The 20,974-nt window shown below is 49.9% G+C and carries 15 protein-coding genes; 11 read left to right on the top strand and 4 right to left on the bottom strand.

Annotated elements, in window-relative coordinates; genetic code table 11:
* Positions 1 to 46: 46 nt before the first annotated feature.
* The 4 genes from AC50X8_RS01580 (at position 47) to AC50X8_RS01565 (ending at position 4,241) form a co-directional block, all read left to right on the top strand.
* Positions 47 to 949 (top strand): carbohydrate ABC transporter permease, encoded by a 903-nt coding sequence (locus AC50X8_RS01580; RefSeq protein WP_056029814.1) that lies wholly within the window; start codon positions 47 to 49, stop codon positions 947 to 949.
* Entirely contained in the window at positions 946 to 1,776 is an 831-nt protein-coding gene (locus tag AC50X8_RS01575) for a carbohydrate ABC transporter permease (RefSeq protein WP_056029811.1), read from the top strand. The genes AC50X8_RS01580 and AC50X8_RS01575 overlap by 4 nt, the downstream gene beginning before the upstream one ends.
* Positions 1,777 to 1,837: 61 nt before the next feature.
* Positions 1,838 to 3,184: an ABC transporter substrate-binding protein gene (locus AC50X8_RS01570; protein WP_494858146.1), complete on the top strand. Its 1,347-nt coding sequence runs from the start codon at positions 1,838 to 1,840 to the stop codon at positions 3,182 to 3,184.
* Positions 3,185 to 3,233: 49 nt separating this feature from the next.
* Complete coding sequence (locus AC50X8_RS01565) at positions 3,234 to 4,241, top strand: mannonate dehydratase (protein ID WP_494878259.1); 1,008 nt, start codon at positions 3,234 to 3,236, stop codon at positions 4,239 to 4,241.
* Between the two features lie 144 nt (positions 4,242 to 4,385).
* Here AC50X8_RS01565 and AC50X8_RS01560 read toward each other — a convergent pair whose 3' ends face one another.
* Positions 4,386 to 5,261, bottom strand: a complete 876-nt coding sequence (locus AC50X8_RS01560) for an aldose epimerase family protein (protein ID WP_494878257.1) — start codon at positions 5,259 to 5,261, stop codon at positions 4,386 to 4,388.
* 216 nt (positions 5,262 to 5,477) lie between these two features.
* Here AC50X8_RS01560 and AC50X8_RS01555 point away from each other — a divergent pair, with 216 nt between their 5' ends.
* Positions 5,478 to 6,593, top strand: a complete 1,116-nt coding sequence (locus AC50X8_RS01555; protein WP_494878255.1) for a phosphodiester glycosidase family protein — start codon at positions 5,478 to 5,480, stop codon at positions 6,591 to 6,593.
* Positions 6,594 to 6,729: 136 nt separating this feature from the next.
* Here AC50X8_RS01555 and AC50X8_RS01550 read toward each other — a convergent pair whose 3' ends face one another.
* The 3 genes from AC50X8_RS01550 to AC50X8_RS01540 are packed head-to-tail and all read right to left on the bottom strand — an operon-like array spanning position 6,730 to position 9,800.
* Complete coding sequence (locus AC50X8_RS01550; protein WP_494878253.1) at positions 6,730 to 8,118, bottom strand: mandelate racemase/muconate lactonizing enzyme family protein; 1,389 nt, start codon at positions 8,116 to 8,118, stop codon at positions 6,730 to 6,732.
* A 45-nt stretch (positions 8,119 to 8,163) separates the two neighbouring features.
* Complete coding sequence (locus AC50X8_RS01545) at positions 8,164 to 8,979, bottom strand: SDR family NAD(P)-dependent oxidoreductase (protein ID WP_494878251.1); 816 nt, start codon at positions 8,977 to 8,979, stop codon at positions 8,164 to 8,166.
* Between the two features lie 2 nt (positions 8,980 to 8,981).
* Positions 8,982 to 9,800 (bottom strand): SDR family NAD(P)-dependent oxidoreductase, encoded by an 819-nt coding sequence (locus AC50X8_RS01540; protein WP_494878249.1) that lies wholly within the window; start codon positions 9,798 to 9,800, stop codon positions 8,982 to 8,984.
* A 296-nt stretch (positions 9,801 to 10,096) separates the two neighbouring features.
* Between AC50X8_RS01540 and AC50X8_RS01535 the strand changes: the two genes are divergently transcribed.
* From AC50X8_RS01535 to AC50X8_RS01510, 6 genes are all read left to right on the top strand, one after another.
* Positions 10,097 to 11,125 (top strand): AI-2E family transporter, encoded by a 1,029-nt coding sequence (locus tag AC50X8_RS01535; protein ID WP_056029790.1) that lies wholly within the window; start codon positions 10,097 to 10,099, stop codon positions 11,123 to 11,125.
* A gap of 164 nt (positions 11,126 to 11,289) precedes the next feature.
* A complete protein-coding gene (locus tag AC50X8_RS01530; RefSeq protein ID WP_494878247.1) occupies positions 11,290 to 12,324 on the top strand; it encodes an ABC transporter substrate-binding protein in 1,035 nt (344 codons plus the stop codon).
* Positions 12,325 to 12,460: 136 nt separating this feature from the next.
* Positions 12,461 to 14,083, top strand: coding sequence for a helix-turn-helix domain-containing protein (locus AC50X8_RS01525; protein ID WP_494878245.1), 1,623 nt, complete (start codon positions 12,461 to 12,463; stop codon positions 14,081 to 14,083).
* Between the two features lie 135 nt (positions 14,084 to 14,218).
* Complete coding sequence (locus tag AC50X8_RS01520) at positions 14,219 to 14,872, top strand: stalk domain-containing protein (protein WP_494878243.1); 654 nt, start codon at positions 14,219 to 14,221, stop codon at positions 14,870 to 14,872.
* 475 nt (positions 14,873 to 15,347) lie between these two features.
* On the top strand, positions 15,348 to 17,102 hold the full coding sequence (locus AC50X8_RS01515) for a methyl-accepting chemotaxis protein (RefSeq protein WP_494878241.1): 1,755 nt from the start codon (positions 15,348 to 15,350) through the stop codon (positions 17,100 to 17,102).
* A gap of 81 nt (positions 17,103 to 17,183) precedes the next feature.
* A complete protein-coding gene (locus AC50X8_RS01510) occupies positions 17,184 to 20,864 on the top strand; it encodes a non-ribosomal peptide synthetase family protein (protein WP_494878239.1) in 3,681 nt (1,226 codons plus the stop codon).
* Positions 20,865 to 20,974 lie beyond the last annotated feature (110 nt).

The following is a 20,974-nucleotide window of genomic DNA, read 5'->3' as shown; positions in this document are numbered from 1 at the left end:
CAGGCAAGCATTTGACTCGAATAATCAAAGGGAGGGGAGAAATGGGGTGAAGCGTAAAGATAACCGGATTACCCATTTGGCTGGTTACGTATTTATTTCACCATGGCTGCTAGGATTTTTACTGCTGACGTTGTGGCCGATTGCCCAGTCATTTTATTTATCCTTTACAGAGTATTCGCTGCTCGAAGCGCCGCAGTGGACCGGGATGGACAACTACGTCAACATTTTTACGAATGATTCCACATTCACTACGTCGCTCAAGGTTACGTTCATGTTCGTGCTGTTCTCCGTGCCGCTGAAGCTGTTTTTCTCGCTAATGGTGGCGATGGCGCTGAATAAAAGCTTGCGCGGCATGAATATTTACCGCACTGCGATTTATTTTCCGTCGCTCATCGGCGGCAGCATTGCAGTAGCGGCGCTGTGGCGCAATATGTTCAGCCTGGACGGGTATGTGAATCAGGTGCTTGGCTGGTTTGGCATTCAAGGCGTCGCCTGGATATCCAATCCCGATACGTCGCTGGCTACGCTGATCCTGCTTAATACGTGGCAGTTCGGCTCCACCATGGTTATTTTTCTCGCGGGGCTTAAGCAAATTCCGCAGGAGCTGTACGAATCCGCATCGGTGGACGGAGCGGGCAAGACGCGAAAATTTTTCAGCATTACACTCCCCATGCTCTCTCCCGTTATGTTTTTCAACCTGGTGCTTGGCATTATCGGTTCCTTTCAAACGTTTACGTCCGCCTACATTATTACGAAGGGCGGGCCCATTAACTCAACCTACATGTACGCCATGTTCCTCTATGAAAAAGCGTTTAAGCATTACCAGATGGGCTATGCCTCCGCACTGGCCTGGATCCTGCTCGTCATTGTAGCGCTGCTGACGATCATTAACTTTGCCGCTTCCCGTTATTGGGTATTTTACGAGTCGGATGGAGGGAAAGCGAAATGAGCAGGCTGCGGGCAAAAAGCTTCGATCATGTATTTCTGGCGGTGTTCTCCTTCATTATGATTTACCCCGTCATTTGGTGGGTGGGCGCTTCGCTCAAAAAAACGTCCGAGCTAAGACTGCCGACCATTTGGCCCTCCATTCCGATGTGGGAAAATTACAGCAAGGGCTGGCATTTCTCCGGAGATTATACGTTTGCCCACTTTTTCGGCAATACGCTGCTGATGGAGCTGGGCAATGTAGCAGGCGGCGTCTTGACAGCGGCCATTGTAGCTTATGGCTTCGGCCGCTTGTATTTCGGGCTTAAAGGCTTCTGGTTTTCGATTTTGCTGCTGACGATGATGCTGCCTGGCCAGGTGACGGTCGTTCCGCAGTACATTTTGTTCAACAAGCTGGGGATGGTCGACAGCTATGTTCCGCTTGTGCTGCCGCATTTTTTCGGTGGCGGCGCCTTCTTTATTTTTCTGCTGGTGCAGTTTATTCGCGGCATCCCGCGTGATCTCGATGAGGCGGCCAAAATCGACGGTGCTTCCGTCTACGGCATTTTTCTGCGGATTATTTTTCCGCTCATCAAGCCGGCGCTTGTGACAGTGGGGATTTTCACCTTTATTTGGAGCTGGGATGATTTTTTTGCGCAGGTGCTGTATTTAAGCTCGGTTGAGAAGTTTACGGTCGGCCTTGCGCTGCGCATGTTCATTGACCAGTTCGATATTCAGTGGGGGCAGCTGCTTGCGATGTCGTTGCTGTCGATTATGCCTTCCGTTGTCATCTTTTTTCTGGCCCAAAAGCACTTTGTAGAAGGTATTGCTACAACAGGACTCAAAGGGTAACGGCTTTTTATGAAAAGCGCTTCTAGAAAAAGGTATTTCATTTGAAGGGGATGAACGGATAATGGGAAAAAGGTGGCTGAAAAGCAAAGGCTGGGCAATGCTGACGCTCGCTGTAGTGCTTACAATGACCGCATGCAGCAGCAATAGCGGGAGCGGGGGCAATCAGGGTATGGAGCCAAGCTCGGCAACGGAGACGGCGGCGGCTGGGGGAGCAAGCGAGGCAGCGACGACGCTCAGCATTATGTGGTGGGGATCAGACGTCCGTCATGAAGCGACGAAAAAAGCGCTGGACATTTATTCTCAGCAGTTTTCAAATGTGAAATTCAAGCCGGAATTTATGGCCTGGGATGCTTATTGGCAGAAGCTTCCGACACTGGCAGCCTCCAAGTCGATTACCGATGTACTGCAAATGGATGCGGCTTACATTCAGGAATACGTATCCAGAGGCCAGCTGGAGGATTTATCCGACATTGACTTGACCGGCATTGTGGACCCGAATGTGCTGAAAAATTTGCAAATAAACGGCAAGCTGTATGGCATTCCGCTCAGCCAGAACGCGCAGGGCTTCGCTTACAACAAGACAGAGCTGGAGCAGCTCGGCATCCCGCTACCGCATAAAGATTGGACGTATGATGAATTTTTTCAATGGGCGAGAGATGCCCGTGCCAAGCTGCCTGAGGGCAAATATCCGATTGGTGATACATCGACATGGGATGGCTTCAACTATTACCAGACGGCGATGGGCAAACCGCCTATTATGTCGGACGGAGGCAAGACGTTCACGCTCGATAAGGAGCTGTTCATGAAGTTTTATGGCATTTATGATGATTTCCGCAAAAATAAAATCGTTCCACCAGCCGAGCTAGCCGCATCTTTCTTGGAAAATGACCCGCAAGCTGACCCTATGGCTTCCGGTGTGGTGATGACCCGAGGTGCGACGACCGGCTCCGTAAGCGCACTGGAGCAACTGATGCCAGGCAAGCTGGGCGTTGTCAATTTGCAGACGGGACCGGCTGGCGGCGGCTGGGCGCAGTCGACGATTTTCCTCAGCGTAAGCGCCAATTCGAAAAACAAAGAGGAAGCGAAGAAGTTTGTGAAATGGTTTATAACGGATCAAGAGGCGGGCAAGGCACTTGGCTTGACGCGCGGCTTGCCCATTAATCCGGAAATATTCAAGCAGCTTGAGCCGACGCTTGAAGCCAAGGATTTGCTAGGCAAGGAGATTTACGATATGTCGGTGGATAAGGCACTGCCGTTTTATTCGCCGGCTGCCGGATTTTCAGAATGGGTGGATACGTACAAAAAAGAAATGGATGCCGTCTCCTTCGGCCAGCAATCGATTGAAGACGCATTCAATAAAATCGACAAGCTGGGCAAGGAACTAGCCGCCAAAGCGGGGAAATCTTAATTCAAGCAATCGTTGCATCGCTTGTAATACGAAATAGGAGGAATTAGTAATGCAGCTGGCAGAATTTTTCTCGTCGCGGCCTGACCGTCTATGGCAGCTCGCGAAGCAAATGGATATCAATTATGCGGTGAGCGGTCTGGCATGGGACGAAAAAAGCGAAAAACCTTGGGATCTTATGCCTCTTATTCGCATGAAGCAGCGTTTTGCGGACAGCGGCATTGAACTGGCCGTTATTGAATCAATGCCGCCAAGCAATGAGATTAAGCTTGGAACCGCAGGGCGCGATGCGGAAATTGAAACCTTTCAGCAGTTTATTGTCAATATGGGAAGGGCCGGTATTCCTGTGCTTTGCTACAATTTTATGGCTCAGTTCAATTGGTTCCGCACCTCCACGACGACACGTACACGGGGAGGTGCGCTCGTCTCCAGCTACGATCACAGCTTAATGCGGGATGCCCCGCTTACCGAAGCAGGCATCGTATCCGAGCAGCAGCTGTGGGAAAATCTGCATTATTTTATGGAGCAGATTGTGCCTGTGGCGGAGGAAGCGAAGGTGAAGCTGGCGCTGCATCCCGATGATCCGCCGATTACGCCGATTCGCGGCGTATCGCGTATACTGCGCAGTGCAGATGCTTTGCAGCGCGCCATTGATCTTGTGCCAAGCGCTTATAATGGCATTACGCTATGCCAAGGCACGCTGGCGACGGCGGGGGAGCATATCCCCAGCGTCATTCGCCATTTTGCCGGGCAGGATAAAATGTTTTTTGTTCATTTTAGAGATGTGCGCGGCACAGCGGAGAAATTTGAGGAAACGTTCCACGATGATGGCATTACCGACATGCTGGAGGCGATGTACACCTACTATGATGTCGGCTTCACTGGGCCGGCAAGGCCCGATCATGTGCCGACGATGGAAGGCGAAACGAATGATAATCCCGGCTATGAGCTGCTGGGACGTTTGTTCGGGGTAGGCTACATTAAAGGGTTGATGGAGGCAGCGTCCAGACGGCAAGAGGAAAGCGCGCAAACTAGCACAAATGCAGCAGCAGCACTATAAATAGCGGTAGAATAAGCTATAGTCAAAATAAAGGTACTGCCCTCGGCTGGCATGTTCACATGCTGGTCAAGAGCAGTACCTTTTTTAAAACGCGCTGCGCCGCCAAAAGGACGGCGACAGCCGTTTCACCTTGTTGCAGCTAAATTAAGCCTTCAGTTCAATCGTGAAGCTGGCTTCCAAAGCTTGGCCCGGCTGCACCATGACAAGTCCTTTTTTGTGGTTTAATGCTTCATTCGGGGCAGTCCATGGCTCGACGCATATAAAAGGCTTGCCTTCTACCGACCAAATGACGGTTGTTCCGAATACTTCGCTGTAGCTCAACTTAATTTGCTGATCTCCGAAGGGAAAGGAAATTTCCGGTGTAGTAGCATCCAGCAAAGCGACCGATTCAACGAGACCGTTCAAATCCAGCGGGCCTGCAAACGGCTTGACCTGATTGTCGTTGTAATCCAGCGCTTGCTGCGCGTCAGAGCGATAAGTCAGATTTTTTTCGGCAATTGCAAAATAAGGATGGAAGCCGGCATGTACAGGCATGCTGGTCTCGGACAAATTGCTGTATGCTTGCTCAATGCTCAGCTTGCCATCCTTCAAGCGGTAAGTGAAAGTCAGCTTGAAGTTGAAGGGATAGGCCGCCTGCGTCTGTGCGCTGCTTTCCAAAGAAAGCGTAAGCGAGGCTCCATTGTCGGTAGACTGCCCTTCAACGTCCCATGATGCTTGGCGGGCTACGCCATGATTACGCATATTATATCTTACGCCATCCCATTCATAGGCACCATTTTGCAATTGGCCGCAAATCGGAAACAAGACGGGAATGCCGCCGCGAATATTGGCATCTGGATCAATAAAGGTATCGCGATCAAGGTACAGCAGCTCTTGGCCTTGCAGCTGGCAGCCGATTACGATGCCGCCGCGCTCAGGGCAGATAAGGACGCGGGAATGAGTCGCATCTTCTTTAAGCTCATAGATCTGATACGTATCTGTAAAGCTGGTTACTTCATAGCCTGCTTGGTTTGCAGTCATTTCTCTACCTCCAATAGGTGCACTCCTGTTTTTGTAATGCCTTTAACACTTCCCGTCCATTATAACAATTTCAGCGGCAATAAAGGAATGATTTGTGAAAAGCAGCCCGCTTGCAACAACTTGCCTCCTACACCCGTCTGTTCATTGATCAAATTTATGGATTAGGGAGTGGGCACCATTTCAAATTTACCGCATGCACCACATTCTGCCCCGTCGATGGGAAGCCGTACTTCTGCAAGGAAGAACAGTTCTCCTGTGAACAAACGCAAACGCAAGAAGCCTGGCTTTTGGCGGGTAGTGGCAGCGTTATTCGCTGCCATCCTGATATCATCCCTGCTTTTCCTGAGCTGGTTTTTCTTTACCGCTTCAGGAACGAGCTTTCGCTATAAGCTGGCGGATGCGTTAATTACAACCCAGCACCGCTTTCTGGCAAAATATTTAATCGGCGAGCAGGGACTTGCCGATCGTGTAGCCGATTATGCCAAGCAGTTTCAGGAGATGGGCGAGGAGCTGGACACCCATCAAATTACGCTGCCGACTGGTGCAGGCGACCATGCTGCAGAGTCACTGACCAGCGTAGAGGAAGTCGATGGCAAAGGTTATCACGGTTTTCTCATGACGGTGAAGGACCCGACGAAAATCCGGCTCGTTGTACCGGAGAAAGCGGGCCGAGGCGAGAAGGTAGGAAGCATGGTCAAGCGGACAGGTGCCATTGCTGGCGTCAATGCCGGAGGGTTTGCCGATCCAGAGTGGCAGGGCAATGGCTTTCAACCGATTGGGCTTGTCATTACGCAGGGGGAAATTTATTATAACGGCCTTGGCAAGGATGCAAGCGCGCAAATTGTCGGGCTGGACAAGCAAGGTAAAATGCTGGCAGGCCGCTATTCGATCAAGGAGCTTATGAAGCTGGGCATATCTGAGGCGGTCAGCTTCGAGCCGCGAATGATTGTGAACGGCAAAGGCTTGATCAAAAATCACGCCGATGGCTGGGGCGTCGCGCCACGGACGGTGATGGGGCAGAAGGAGGACGGCTCGATTTTGTTCCTCGTCATTGATGGCAGGCAGATCGGCTACAGCATTGGCGCCGATCTGTATGACTGCCAGCAAATTATGCTGGAGCATGGCGCAGTCATTGCAGCCAATCTGGATGGCGGCTCCTCTTCCGTGCTGATTAAGGAGGGTGGCGACCTCATTAATAAGCCCTCCTCTAAAAGCGAAGGCGGGCGATATCTGCCAACCGCGTTTCTCGTATTTGACGACCCGTCTGCGGTGAACGTACCGAACGTATGGGCAGGACTTAACCCCGGGGACATTGATCCTTCCAAGTGGTAAAAATCTGAAATAAATAGCAAAAAAGCAAAAACAAACAAGCTGCTTCACTAATCCCCTTAGGGCATGTGAAGCAGCTTGCTTCTTATGAACACTTATTTATTTTAGAATAATGTTGCTTTCGTATCCTTCCTGTTGACTAACTCCACAAACGGTCGTTCGACAGCAGCTTGTTCCACGAGTCAGTGGACTCCCAGATGCCAGGAACATCGGGATGCAGATGCTCGGCAAGCACCTCGTCATTCAAATCATCAATGCCTAGTCCAGGCGCATCGCTGACAGTTATGAAGCCATTCTGCACCAGCTTGTTTGGCAGCTTGCTGCTAATCATAATATCATCCCACCAAGGCACCTCGCAGGAATGGTATTCGAGGGCGAGGAAATTTTCCGTTGCTGCTGCGACGTGAGCCGCCGCGAGGCAGGCAATCGGGCTTTCTGCCATATGGATGGCCATTGCTGCGCCGTAGTCCTGCGCCATATCGCCGATTTTTTTCGTCTCTAAAATACCCCCGGTCGTGAGCACATCCGGATGAATGACGGATACGCCGCCCGCTTCCAGCAAAGGCTTGAAGTTTTCCTTCAAATAGATGTCCTCGCCCGTACAGATCGGTGTTGCCACTGCTCGTGCAAGCTTAGCATATTGCTCGGTATACTGCCACGGCAGCATATCCTCCATCCAAGCGAGGTTAAACTTCTCGACGCGGCGGCCAAGCTTGATGCAGCTTTCCAGCCCGATATGTCCAAAGTGGTCAATGGCGAGCGGTACCTGATAGCCGATGACGGAACGGACATCTGCCACATATTGCTCAAGCAGATCAAGCCCTTTTTCAGTCACCTGAATGGCGGTAAACGGGTGAGCAATATTATAAATATCATAATGGCGGTTCGTTATTTCGCGAAGCTGATCATCTGTCATGCCATCAAAATTTTGATTGTAGCGGTTGCGCGATTTTTCCCGCATTTCCTCAAGAAAGCCGAGCGGGGCGCTTAGAGTGCCCGGTTCATGGATGATCTGGCCAATGCCGAGATCCATTTTTAGAAAAGTAAAGCCTTCGTCCATGCGTTTCTTGAGCGCCTCGCCCATAGCCTTGCCGGTGTCTTTGCCTACGACTTCCGTATCGCAGTACATGCGGATGCGGTCGCGAAAGCGTCCGCCCAGCATTTGATAGACAGGAACGCCATACGCTTTTCCCGCCAAATCCCATAACGCAATTTCAATGCCGCTTACACCGCCGCCTTGACGGGCATGGCCGCCGAACTGCTTGATGCGGCGGAACAGCTTATCAACATGGCAGGGATTTTCGCCCAGCAGCCGTGCCTTCAGCATTTGTGCATACACTTTATCGGCTCCGTCACGCACTTCGCCAAATCCGACCAGCCCCTGATTCGTATATACTTTAATGAGGCTGCTATGGAAAGGGCCTCCTACAATGTCAGTGAACCGGATATCAGTAATGCGCAGCTCTGTCGGACTCGAGCTTGTTCGCACATGGGCTAGCGTTTCCTCGTACGTTTCTTTATTAATCATAACCGTCACTCCTCTATTATCGTTATAATTTGGCTTACTCGGCTGCTACAACAGCATGCTGCCCCCGTCCAAACGGATGGCGGAGCCGGTCATAAATTCGCTTTCTTCGGATGCGATAAAGCAGACGAGCCGGGCGACATCAAGCGGCTTGCCGACACGTCCGAGCGGAAACTTTTTGCGGATATCCCGCTTTGGGCGTACGGGCTTTACTGCGTCAGGGTTTGAGTCAGCCGGGCCAATGGGCCGAGAATCCCTTGCAGACTGTACGCCAACGTCAATTTGCCCAGGCTCTATGGTATTGACGGTGATGCCATACTTAGCCAGCTCGATTGCAGCTTCCCGCCCGAGCATGCGAATGCCGCCCTTGGTCATGGAATAAACAGCGTCAAAATCAGTTGGCCGCTTGCTGTGAACCGAGGAGATGAGAATGATACGGCCCCCGGCAGGATTGTTTTTCATAAAAGGAATAACGGCTTGCATACACTGCCAATAACCCTTCAAATTAATGTTCATCATGCGGTCAAAGGACGTTTCGTCATGGTCAAATAGCCCATAATTAAGCTGCAACGCAGCATTGTTGACTAATATATCGATTGTTCCGTCACCCTCCGCTGCAGGAAAGGCATGTGCGGCTTGCTTCATTAATCGTTCAATTTCCGCTTTGCTGGCAACATCGGCTTGCACTAGCACGGCCTCGCCGCCGGCTGCCTGAATTTGCGCTAGCGTTTCTTTCGCTCCGGCATCGCTGCGATTATAATGAATGACGACCTTTGCGCCACATTGTGCGAGCTGAATGGCGACACCTTGGCCGATGCCTGTTCCTGCGCCTGTTACGAGAGCTACCTTGCCTGTCAGGTCCATGCTCATCCTCCTTGATCGCTCAGCTCTGGGGGACGCTTCATATTGAAATCCATATAATGCTGCAAAAATCCGCCATCTAGCCGAATGTCTGCGCCATTGATATATCGCGCCTCACCAGAGGATAAGAATAGGGCAAGCTGCGCCAAATCATCATAGCTGCCGAGTACTGCATTTGGCACTTTGTAAGCGTAATCCTCATACAGCGTGGATAGCTCGCTCGCGAACCGCTTATCATCGCCTTCTATTGGGCCCAGCTCAATCGTATTGACAGTTATGCCGCTGCGTCCGAGTACGAGAGCTGCTTCTTTCGCCAGCATGCTGACTGCGCCTTTGGACGCGCTGTAGGCGAAGGAGGAGCCGGTCGGCTTCTGCGCATGAATCGAGGAGACGTAGATGATCGACCCTGACCCGGCATCAGCCATATGCTGGCCAACTATCTTCGTGCATATAAAAGCGGATTTAGCGTTCGTATGCAGCAGATCTCGAAACAAAGCCTCCTCGCCATATTCAATAGAGATAGGTTTCATGAGATCATTATTATGAATGAGCACATCTACATTTGCTCGGCCAAGTTTGGTCGCTGCTTGCTCCAGCATCGCTTGCAGCCCACTGCTGCTGCAAAGATCTGCAGCGCTCACGAAGACCTGGAGTCCTAAGGCGCTAGCTCGCTTGAGCTCCTCGTTAATCTGGGCGCCGCCCGACATGCTATTTAAAATAAAATGCGCGCCCTGCTCGGCAAAAAGGCGGAAAAGCGCTCTTCCAGAGCCGCTGTCCGCATCGGTAATAAAGACGACTTTATCTTTTAGCATCATCGTAGTCATAGATCCCCTCCAACGAACGGATTGCTTATAATCAGCTAATGTTCAATCCTCCTTTATCTTAAAGGTTTGACCCAGCTAGTTGCGATGCCGTAAATTTATGATTTTGTTTGATTTTTATATGAAGGATAAAAGCGCGGTGACTGCTTGTGTCTCGCTTAGGTATCAGGTACTATTAGTGATGAACATATTGCTTTAATCGGCAGCCTTCTACAAAAAAAGTGAAACATGTACAGGCTTGCGCCGTATAAGGTGAAAGGGTTCAAAGAGACGAGACTAGATAAAAATGAGGGAAGTCTATGGAAGCGTTGCGCACATTTTTTGCCCATCCGGTTGTAAGGAGAATATTGTTTATTATGTTGGTTGTACTGTTGTTCTACAGCCTTCACAATATGCTCAATTTACTGCTGCTCCTCTTTCTTGTAACGTTCGTTATGGGACGGCTTGAAGGATTTATTACGAAAAAGCTCAGCAAGCTGTTTCCGATATCGCCAATTTTGGTGACGGTTGTGTTATACGTATTGCTTGTGACCGGATTAGTATTCGGGATATCTAATTATTTGCCTAAAATGATCAATCAAGTTGTGGATATGATTAATAATATTACGAGGTTTTTAGACACCTCTCAAGACAACCAGATTGTCGGAGTACTGGTCGATGCTTTAGAGAAGGTGGACTACCAGAAGTATTTGGGCAGTGCCGTTGATTATATTATGAAGCTGGGAAAATGGCTGGAAATTATTTTGTTCGTAATTTTGCTCAGCTTTTTCTACCTTTTGCAAAAAAACAAGGTCGATCAGTTTACCGAGAAATTCCGCTATAGCAAAATTTCCTGGGCATACCGGGAGTTTCATTATTTCGGCAGCAAATTTGCTTCCTCCTTCGGCAAGGTGATAGAGGTACAACTGCTGATAGCCCTGTTTAATACAGCGCTGACGATGATTGGGCTCTGGATACTCGGTTTCCCCTATTTGATCGCGCTGACGATTATGGTATTCCTGCTCAGTCTGATTCCGGTGGCAGGCGTTATCATTTCGTTCATCCCGATTGGTATTATCGGCTACCAGATTGGCGGGCTGCCGATGGTGCTGTGGGCGATCGGCATTATTTTGTTCATTCACGCGGTGGAGACGTATTTCCTGAATCCAAGGCTGTATGCGCACAAAACAAAGCTTCCGATGTTCTACACATTTATCATCCTCATCTTCTCCCAGCATTATATGGGCATATGGGGACTCATCATCGGTATTCCCATCTTCATGTTCCTCATGGATGTGCTGGATGTAGAGAAGCCGGAAAAGGCAGAGCTTGACAAAAAACCACTGTAACCCAGTGGTTTTTTTTATTGTTGGCAGCCGTTTAATTCAGGTTGGGACGCCGCAAAATTCGTCTATGCAAAACTGCGAAAAAGTCCATTGAAGGAAGCAAAAGGGCAGAGTAGAATAAAGAAGCTATCATTGAGAATTATTATCATATAAAAGGGAGAGGTCTTATGTTTGTTTCGTTGTTTTCTGTTTCAAAACGATTGATTTTTGTGAGCGCGGCAGCTTTGCTCATGCTGCTGCTTGCAGCCTGCGGCTCGAATGCAGGCCATTCAGCGGAGGGTGCGGGCTCGACGCCTGCCGCAGCAGCAACTGAGTCTGCATCTGCACAGCCAGCAGCGACGGAAGAGCAGGCTGCAGCCCGCATTTATAAGGATGTAATGGGCAGAGAGGTAGAGCTGCCAAGCAATCCGCAGCGAATTGTTGCGCATTATTATGCTTCCGAGATGATGGCGCTTGGTTTTCCAATGGTAGGTACGAACTTCCTGAATGCCAAAGCGGTTCTTGGTGAGGAGAAGCTGCAAGGTATCGCAGACGTTAGCGGTGAGGGCGTATCGACGAATTTGGAGAAGGTGCTGGCGCTGGAGCCTGATCTTATTATCGTGCCAAATTTCCTGGATGCGGCGGAGTTCGAGGAATTGTCCAAAATCGCCCCAACGGTGGTCATTGATTACAGCGGCGACATTTTTAGCCGTCTGCGCTCCTTGAGCGAAATTGTCGGCAAGCCGGAGCAAGCTGAAGATTGGATTAAAAAATATGAGGCGAAAAGCGAAGAGAAGCGTGAGCTGCTGAAGCCAGTTGTTGCAGCGGGTGGAACAGCTTCCGCGTTCGTCGTGCATGTAGACGGCAAGCTGTACATTTATGGGCCGCAGCGTTTGGGGCCAACGATGTATGATGCACTCGGATTTAAAGCGCCGGACAAAGTAGGCGAGCTGTTCAAGGACGGCAAGGACTTGTGGAAGGAAATATCGCTAGAGGCGCTGCCGGATTTTGCTGGCGACCATATATTCCTGATTTTGCAGGATGACAACGAGGATGCCAAGAAGGGCACGGAAGAAATAATTAACGGCGCTGTGTGGAAAAACATCCCTGCGGTGAAAAATGGCCATGCCTACATCGTGGGCAAACGCTGGTCGTTCAACGATCCGCTTACACTTGATTGGCTGCTGGATGAAATGACGAATGAGCTGCTAGCGAAGCAATAAGCGGCTAAGAGCAAGCCATATACGAGTATAATCGTAATAATATGAAGCCTTAGCTATGAGCCGTTTACGCCTCTCCCGGAATCTTTTATAATGGGAGCATATATTGATAACGGTTATCACTAGCGGGAGGTAAAGGATGGCATATCAGCATGATGGACAAGCGGCTGCGCTTCCTCCAGCACTTTTGTTCTCGGGGCTGGAGTATCGGCTCTATGACTGCCGGAAAGATGAAGAGCAGGGTAAAGGGCGGGCCTTCGTCTGGCTGACCGCCTATACGTTGCTGGCCGTCACGCAGGGGCAGGGCACCATTACGATTAACGGGGTGAGCCATCCCGCTGCATACGGCAAATGCTTTTTGCTGGCGCCCAACACAGCGATCGGCGTCGAAAGCGAAGCTTTTCAGCCGATTCGATTATACGAGCTCTCTTTCGAGATCGGTGCACAGGATGAGGAGCTGCTTGCGGATGGCGGCGAAATAGTTTTTGAACCATTTGCATTATTGGAAGATATGCTGCTGTCGCTTCGCGGCAAGCCGCCCCTTGGAAAGCTGGAGGCGCTCCAGCGCCATATTCAGTTTCAGCAGCTCATGCTGGAAGTACTGAAGCGCCAGCACAAAGAAGAGGACGAGCCGGATGCCAGAGGGGCAGTGGAGCGGACGATTTCTTATATGCAGCATTCGTACAAAGAGGAAATTTCGATTGGGCGTCTGGCACAGGAAGTGAATATGAGCCGCTGGCAATATGGGGAAAAGTTCAAAGCATTAACGGGCAGCACGCCAACTGCTTATTTGACTGCACTGCGGATCGAGCGGGCAAAGCAGCTGCTGCTCAGCCAAACGGCCCGCGTTCGCGAAATTGCCGGGCGGGTCGGCTTCGGGGATGAATATTATTTCAGCCGGCGCTTCAAGCAGACGACCGGACTTACACCGACGCAATATATGCAGGAATTCGGTCGCGCTCCGCGTATATTTTCGATTCAATACATTGGCGAGCTGCTGGCGCTTGGCATTCGCCCGATAGCGGTGAACAGCGCGATGTTTCCTGTTTTTGAGGAGGAGGCGCTGCGCGGCGTTCATGGCATTGAGGAGCCGATTGATGCGGAGCAAATTATGCAGCTCAATCCCGATTTAATTTTGTACCCCAGCTTTATAAAGGCAGCGCTCATCGATCAATTGGTAAAAATTGCTCCTATGGCGCATGTGAGCTGGAACGATGATGTGTATGGACGGCTGCGTGCGGTGGGCGAGCTGCTGGGCAGACAAAAGGAGGCGGAGGAGTGGATCGCGGGCTATATGGAAAAGGCGGTGCTGGCGCGCGAGCGGCTAGGCTGTTGTATCCGTCCGGGCGAGACGGCTTCGGCGTTCGTTTATGTGGATCAGACGCTGTATATGTATGGGACGCATCATTTTGGGCATACGCTCTATGAGGGGATCGGCTTTAAGCTGCCTGAGCGTTTGAAAGCATTGACGGAGCGGAACAAGCAGCTGAAATGGATGCCGATACGGCTTGAGGAGCTGCCGGTTTACGCGGGTGACCGGGTGTTTTTTTCGCTTGCCCCTACCGGGGTGGATGAACAGCAAGGACGGGCGATTTTGAATCATCCGATATGGAACAGTTTGCCCGCCGTCCGCAGCGGCAGCGCCTATATCGTCGACCCAATATGGGGGAATTACAATCCGATTACGCTAGATAAGCATTTGGAGGAAGTCGTAAGGCTGCTTGAAGAAACGCGCATGTACAGCCCTGCTGCTGGTTCCTGAGTCGTAGGCTTCAAGATAGCTGCTGAAGCGCGGCAAGGAAATTAGAACTATTTTTGCAGAAAATGGTTTTAGGAGCATCCAGAGGAGGTAAGGATTGGGGGGAATATTATTTTCAATAGACAGGGGTAGATAGATGTGAAAAGCAAAAAAATGGTCATTTCCGCAGCGGTGTTCGGCATGGTGCTTACCGGCTCGGCAGGCGTATATGCAGGAAGCAACTTGGAGCAAATTAAAGCTTATTTGAATAATGGCTTAAAAATCGAGCTTAATGGCAGCGCGTACACGCTAGTTGATGGCAATGGCGCCAAGCAGGCTCCAATTACTTATAAAGGGTCGACCTACTTGCCGGTGCGTTCGATTGCAGATGCTTTGAATGTGCCCGTTACTTACGATGCAGGAAGCAATAAGGTAACCATCGGCAGCAGCTCCTCCACCGGAGGCGGCGGAACCGATAGCAATGTGTACACAGGCCAGCGTCCGAAATATTTGCCGGCAGATTTCCCGATTCCGAAAGATGCGAAAATAAAAGAGACGGTGGAAAACAATCGCGACAACAAAAAATCGGTGTACTTCGTCTATGAGACGAAAAATGGATTAGACTCGCTTGGCGTATCCTATAAAGCTTATTTTCAGACGAAAGAGCTGACGGATACGTCAGAGGATGTAAGCAGCAATTCATTAACGATGGTAGGCAAAAAGGGTGATGATTTAGCTGTAACGATTACGGGTGCTCCAGACCGGGACAAAGATGGCTATTACGAAATTACAGTGGTATGGTCAGGCAAGTGATATAGTCGTTGAAGCAAGCTGTTATACTCGGTTTGAGGGCAAGCGGACACAGGGATTTCCTGTCGTTCGCTTGTTTTCGTTTTAACTGTTGTATAAATTTTTACATAAGATAAATAACAATTTAGCAAAATCTATTACTATTCGTATTGAATAGGTCGATAGTATTAGTAGTATCTGTTGAATAATGTATTGAACTAGTTTGAGGGGAAACTTTCGACAGATCATATAGAGAGATATAGAGTAGAAAAGCGAGGGAGTGGTTAATGTTTAGAATTTTCTGATAAACAAACCGGTATAAGGCTAAAGTGCGAATCGGGACATAACAAGTTTTGACAATAGAACTTTAGTCACAGTCATGGGTGGGAAGCAAATAGAATGCAGCCTACTGCAACAGCCGGATGACCGAGCCGTGAACGAACCGTCACAATCATTTTTGAAAGTAGCATTACATCATACATATAGGAGCGTTGACAGAATGCAATTCATAAAAAGAATGTCCTTTTTTTCTAAAAATTTGCTGCTTGCCTTCTTTAACATCGTATTGATTGGATCCATTTTAATTGCATCAGGCTACATCATTCAGAAGGATATTTTGATTAAGCAGCTTCGTGGACAAATTAGCGCCATTACACAGGAATGGGCACAGGAAATGGAACCTGCGAAAATCCAGCAAGCCATTGCCGAGAAAAGCTACGAAGGCGCCACCCAATTGGAATTGAAAGCAACGCTGGATCTGATACATAAATATAACCCGAATATCGCACAGGCTTATGTATTCGGAACGGAGCTGACGAATGGCAATCAAACGTCAATTATTGCTATGCCTACAAGTCTCGTAGAAGCCTTCTCCGCTGAAAACATGGGTGTTGGCACGATGTATGAGCAGCCAGCAGCAATGTCGACCGCTGTAGAGGAAATGTTGAAAACCGGAGTGCCTACATTCACCAGCTTTTACACTGATGATTTTGGCATTTGGACGACAATTCTTTATCCAATCAAAGACAGCGGTGGCAACGTATTTGCTTTCTTCGCGGCGGATGTAGATGCGAGCGCTGTGCCTAACGGTCTGCACACGCTGCTGGTCAGCGGCATTTCGATCATGCTCATTTTCCTTGTGCTTATTTTCTTGCTCCAGTTCTTCATTTCGCGTATGACGATGAAGCCAATTAAAGAGCTGATTAAAGGCATTGAAGAAGTAAGCGGCGGCAACTTAAATGTCGAGCTGAAATCGGGCGTCGACGATCTCGGTGTCGTCAATCACAAGTTCAACATCATGATTCGCCGGATCAACGACATGATGGTCAAAGTGCGTCAAACGTCGAATGCTGTAACGGATTCGGCTAAATCTTTGTATGAGTTTTCCGAAAAGAACAGCAAAACGGTAGAGGAAATTACCGAAAACATGCGGGAAATCAACATCGAAATTGCCAACCAGGAGTTGTCCTCCGGGGAAGCAGCCAAAGCAATGAACGAAATGTCGACCGTTATTCAAAACATTGCTCACAGCTCGTCGAGCGTAGCAGAAGAAGCTGGCGATATGGAGCACAAATCGAAGGAAGGCAATAAAGTCGTAGGCCAGGTTGTTGAGCAGATGGAACAGATTGAAAAGTTTGTGGTCGAATCCTCCAGTGCCATTCAATCACTCGCCAGCCGTTCACAGGAAATTGAAAATATCGTTTCGCTCATTATGGGCGTTGCGACACAGACCAATCTTCTGGCGCTTAACGCAGCGATTGAAGCGGCAAGAGTCGGCGAACATGGCAAAGGTTTTGCAGTCGTAGCAGGCGAGGTTCGCAAGCTGGCGGAGCAGTCCAATAGCTCGGCAACGCAAATTTCCGGATTGATTAAAGAAATCCAGCAGGAAATTACGACAGCTGTCCATGCACTGAATCAGGGAACAGGCCAAGTTCGTACGGGCTTGCAAATTTCCAGCGAGACGGGTTCGCTTCTGGACGATATTTTGTCCGCTACCCGCAGTGTAACGCTGCAAATTCAAGAAGTATCGAGCTCCACAGAGCAAATTTCAGCTGGTACGGAAGAATTGACGGCTACGGCTGAAAATCTGTCGGCTTCCGCAGGCATTACAGCAGCAAACAGTGCGAAAATTTCCAAATCGATTGCCGAGCAAAAAGAATCGATGAATGCCATTGTGGAATCGTCGACTCAATTGACGCAAATGTCGGAAGAGCTGCAGGAGCTCATCAACCATTTCCAGGTCCGTACTTCTTAATCCCGGTATAACTATCATAAAGGGAGCCCTGCGGCTGCGTGGCGGCTGCGGGGCAAATCCCCCACAGGAGGTTTTACAATTATGACGGAAAATAAACACACTACAACTAACCAGATTGCTTTCAGCGATTTTGTCTTATTAATTCCACTAGATTTTTCGCGTCATAACCGCACGTATTCTTATGCAACGGAAGAATACGCGCTGGGCGAACAGGTAAGCCAACTGATAGAAACGAGAGAAGAAAAGGATTTAGAAGCAGAGGCCGCTGCGGCGTATGCAGCGCTCTTATACCGACTTTCAAGCGAGAAGCAGCTGCTCATCGGTGTGCAGGATAGCCAGGGCAACGATAAGCCATGGTTAGTCCAGATCGAAGAAACGCCTACATTTGATAGCCTAAAAACCTCGTTAGTGCAAGCTGTAAAGGATGGATCAACCTCGGAACAAGCCCATTATGACACTCGCTTCTCGCATCGACACCCGGTACAGCCTACTTCGGAAATTATCAGCCTTCAACTTCTGAAACACAATGGAAAGTGGCAGCTCAGCATGCAATATGACCGATCGTTGCTGGAGAAAGCAACCGTCGACCGCTATGCCGCTTATTATCAGACGCTGTTTACAGCCGCTTTAACTGATCCCGCCGCGCATGTGGCAGCCATTGATCTATTAACCGCTGAGGACCGGCTCGTCTATGAGAAAATGAATGCGACAGCTGGCGCTTATGATCGCCAGCAGACGATTCATGGCATGATTGAGCTTGCTGCGGCGCAGCATGGCGAGAGAACGGCAGTATCATCTATTCACGGGGAGCTTACATACCGCGAGCTCAATGAGCAGGCGAACCAAATGGCGAACCTGTTGATCAGCAAAGGCGTGAGCAAAGGCGATTTCGTCACCATTTACATGGAGCGGAGCTTGGAGCTCATTGTCAGCCTGCTTGGCATTTTGAAGGCGGGAGCCGCCTATGTGCCGCTCGATCCCGAGCATCCAGAGGAGCGCAACCGCTACATTTTGCAAGATACCCGGTCGGTATTCGTGCTGACCAAAGCGAAATACGAAGAGCAGGCGCAGCATCAGTCCGAAGGGCTTGAGCAGTTGAAGGAAATTATCGTAGTGGAGCATATTGCTTATGACAGGGTAGAGGCTTCGAACCCGAACGTTCAGGTAGCGCCGGATGATTTGGCTTATATTATTTATACGTCTGGCTCTACGGGAAGGCCGAAGGGAGCTCTCATTGCGCATGAAGGAGTCGTCAATCTCGGCGACACGGTGCGGCAGGATTGTGAAATTGGGCATGAGGATATACTGACGCAGTTCGCGACCTACAGCTTTGACGCATCGGTATGGGATACGATTGGAGCGCTGTTCTATGGTGCGCATTTGTATTTATTGTCTCCAGAGGAGCGCGTGTCCGTAGAGGAATTTGCTTCAGCGATCGAACGGACGAAAACGACGATTATTACGATTTTGCCAACCGTCTTTTTTAACCAGCTATCGGCTTATTTGTCGGAGGAGGGTTACAAAAAGCTTACAGGCGTAAAGCTGATCACTGTAGCAGGAGAGGCGCTTTATGGCGAGCAGGTGCGGGCGTTCCAGCGGAAGTTCCAGGACAATATTGCTATCGTTAATGTATATGGTCCTACGGAATGCACCGTGTGCACCACAACCCATAAAATCAGCGGCTATATTTCCGATGATTTATCCAACGTGCCAATCGGCAAGCCGATCCAAAACTACAAAGTGTATATCGTCAACGAGCTGAACCAGCTTTGCCCAGTGCATGTGCACGGCGAGGTGCTGATTGAGACGATCGGCCTGGCGAAAGGGTATTTAAATCAGCCGGAGAAAACGGCGGATGCCTTTGTCGCCAATCCATTTGGCGACGGTCAAATTTATAAGTCAGGCGATATTGCGAAGCTGCTGCCGGACGGCACAATTGAATATGTAGGACGCCGGGATTCGCAAATAAAAATTCGCGGACATCGCATTGAGATTGGGGAAATCGAAGACAGCTTTTCGAAAATCGCCAATGTGCAAAACGTAGCAGTCATCTGCAAAAAAGATGCACAGGAGCAAAATATGCTCGTTGGCTTCTTTACTTCAAAGGACGGTAAACCGCTCACTACCGTTACCATTAAGCAAGAGCTGGGCGATAAGCTGCCCTCTTATTTTGTACCGAAATGGATCGTCCAGCTGGACGAAATGCCGATTTCGCCAACCGGGAAAATCGACCGGAAAAAGCTGCACAGCTATTCCTACCAAGAGGAGCAGATCAGCGTCGACTACGTTGCCCCTCAAAATGGCATCCAACGAATGATTGCGGGCGCATGGGCCGAGGCACTCAGCCTCGTTCATATCGGCATTCATGATGATTTCTTTACGATTGGCGGCGACTCGCTCGGAATTATTCATATTTTGGCCAGTCTCAAGCCGTATTACCCGGAATTGAAAATTAATGATTTATTTCAATATAGAACGATCGAAGCGATTGCCGCTCGCATCGAGCAGCTTGCTGCCGAAGCGCCAGAGCAGCAGGAGACAGCCCGTCATGTTGGGCCAGCTATGCCACTGGAAGAGCTGCCAGCTATGCGTTATAAGCCTGAACCGTCTGTCAGCTTTGAGCTGCAGCCGAAGGCCTTGCTGTTAACTGGAGCTACCGGATATCTAGGCGGTTATTTGCTTTATGAATTGCTGATGCAAAGCGACGCGACCATTTATTGCCTCGTACGGCCAGGAACAGAGCCGGGTGAAGCGAGACTGCGGAGCCATCTTGCCTATTATTTTGGAGATGCGGCTATTCCATTAATGGAAGGGCGCGTTGTAGCGGTAGAAGGCAATTTGGAAATGCCGCGGCTCGGGCTTGAGGAGCAGCAGTATCAGCAGTTAATGAGCAGTCTGGATGCAATTATGCACAGTGCAGCGGATGTGAGGCACTTTGGCGAAGAGGGACAGTTTGCCCGTACGAATGTGAATGGGACGGCGTATTTGCTGGAGCTAGCCGCAGCTTGCCGCCAAACGGTTCGCTTCCACCATATTTCTACGCTCGGCATTCCAGAGGACTTGGCTTTAAGCGGGCAATGGGAAGCAGTTGTAGCCGCTGGAGAGCTTGCGCCGGAGCTGCATGTTGAGAGCTTGTATACGAACAGCAAGATGGAAGCAGAGAAGCTGCTGTACGCTGCTGCTGAGCAGGGCGTTCCCGTCAGCATTTACCGGGCAGGCAATTTGTCCTGCCACTCGGTAAGCGGAAGCTTCCAGCGCAACATTGACAGCAATGCGTTTTACCGGATGCTCAAATCGATGCTGCTGCTTGGACAAGCGCCAGAGGTTACTTGGGACATCGATATTACGCCCATTGATTATGCGGGCCAGTCGATTGTCAGTCTGGCGCTGCAGCCGGATACAGCCGGAGGTGTCTACCATATTTGCAACCCGGAGCCACTGCCTTACGAAACGTTGATGGACATGCTGCGCAGCAATGGCTACGCCATAGAGACGTCAAGCCCAGCCGCTTATACGAAGTGGCTGCTTGATAAAGCCATCCTGAAAAATCAGGAGGGTGTGCAGCTTGCGATCGCGCAATTGGAAGGCGATGGGGCGAAGGACTCTGCCTATCGCTACAGCTGCGAGCGGACAACCGCTGCTTTGCAGCAATCGGGCATTACATGCGCAGCGCCTAATGAGCAGCTAATTGGAAATATGCTTGCGTATGCAACGTCGATTGGCTACTTTCCGCAAGCGAGCGAGCGCCGTCCGGTCAGATAGGTACGTATATTCGCAAGATAATAGAGATAAGCATGAATGACGAATATGCAAAATGAGAAGCAAAACGCCAAGCATCAGACCTGCGAAGGACTGGAGCTTGGCGTTTTTTT

It is taken from the genome of Paenibacillus sp. JT22N15 (assembly GCF_059383755.1).
Note: the sequence above shows the minus strand (reverse complement) of the source record. Positions and strands in the feature narration are given on the sequence as shown.

Excerpts from the sequence above, each read along its gene's own strand:
- AC50X8_RS01555 (WP_494878255.1), top strand. The coding sequence starts at position 5,478 with ATGGGAAGCCGTACTTCTGCAAGGAAGAACAGTTCTCCTGTGAACAAA.
- AC50X8_RS01560 (WP_494878257.1), bottom strand. The coding sequence starts at position 5,261 with ATGACTGCAAACCAAGCAGGCTATGAAGTAACCAGCTTTACAGATACG.
- AC50X8_RS01535 (WP_056029790.1), top strand. The coding sequence starts at position 10,097 with ATGGAAGCGTTGCGCACATTTTTTGCCCATCCGGTTGTAAGGAGAATA.
- AC50X8_RS01570 (WP_494858146.1), top strand. The coding sequence starts at position 1,838 with ATGGGAAAAAGGTGGCTGAAAAGCAAAGGCTGGGCAATGCTGACGCTC.
- AC50X8_RS01540 (WP_494878249.1), bottom strand. The coding sequence starts at position 9,800 with ATGACTACGATGATGCTAAAAGATAAAGTCGTCTTTATTACCGATGCG.
- AC50X8_RS01545 (WP_494878251.1), bottom strand. The coding sequence starts at position 8,979 with ATGGACCTGACAGGCAAGGTAGCTCTCGTAACAGGCGCAGGAACAGGC.
- AC50X8_RS01550 (WP_494878253.1), bottom strand. The coding sequence starts at position 8,118 with ATGATTAATAAAGAAACGTACGAGGAAACGCTAGCCCATGTGCGAACA.
- AC50X8_RS01565 (WP_494878259.1), top strand. The coding sequence starts at position 3,234 with ATGCAGCTGGCAGAATTTTTCTCGTCGCGGCCTGACCGTCTATGGCAG.
- AC50X8_RS01575 (WP_056029811.1), top strand. The coding sequence starts at position 946 with ATGAGCAGGCTGCGGGCAAAAAGCTTCGATCATGTATTTCTGGCGGTG.
- AC50X8_RS01530 (WP_494878247.1), top strand. The coding sequence starts at position 11,290 with ATGTTTGTTTCGTTGTTTTCTGTTTCAAAACGATTGATTTTTGTGAGC.
- AC50X8_RS01525 (WP_494878245.1), top strand. The coding sequence starts at position 12,461 with ATGGCATATCAGCATGATGGACAAGCGGCTGCGCTTCCTCCAGCACTT.
- AC50X8_RS01510 (WP_494878239.1), top strand. The coding sequence starts at position 17,184 with ATGACGGAAAATAAACACACTACAACTAACCAGATTGCTTTCAGCGAT.
- AC50X8_RS01515 (WP_494878241.1), top strand. The coding sequence starts at position 15,348 with ATGCAATTCATAAAAAGAATGTCCTTTTTTTCTAAAAATTTGCTGCTT.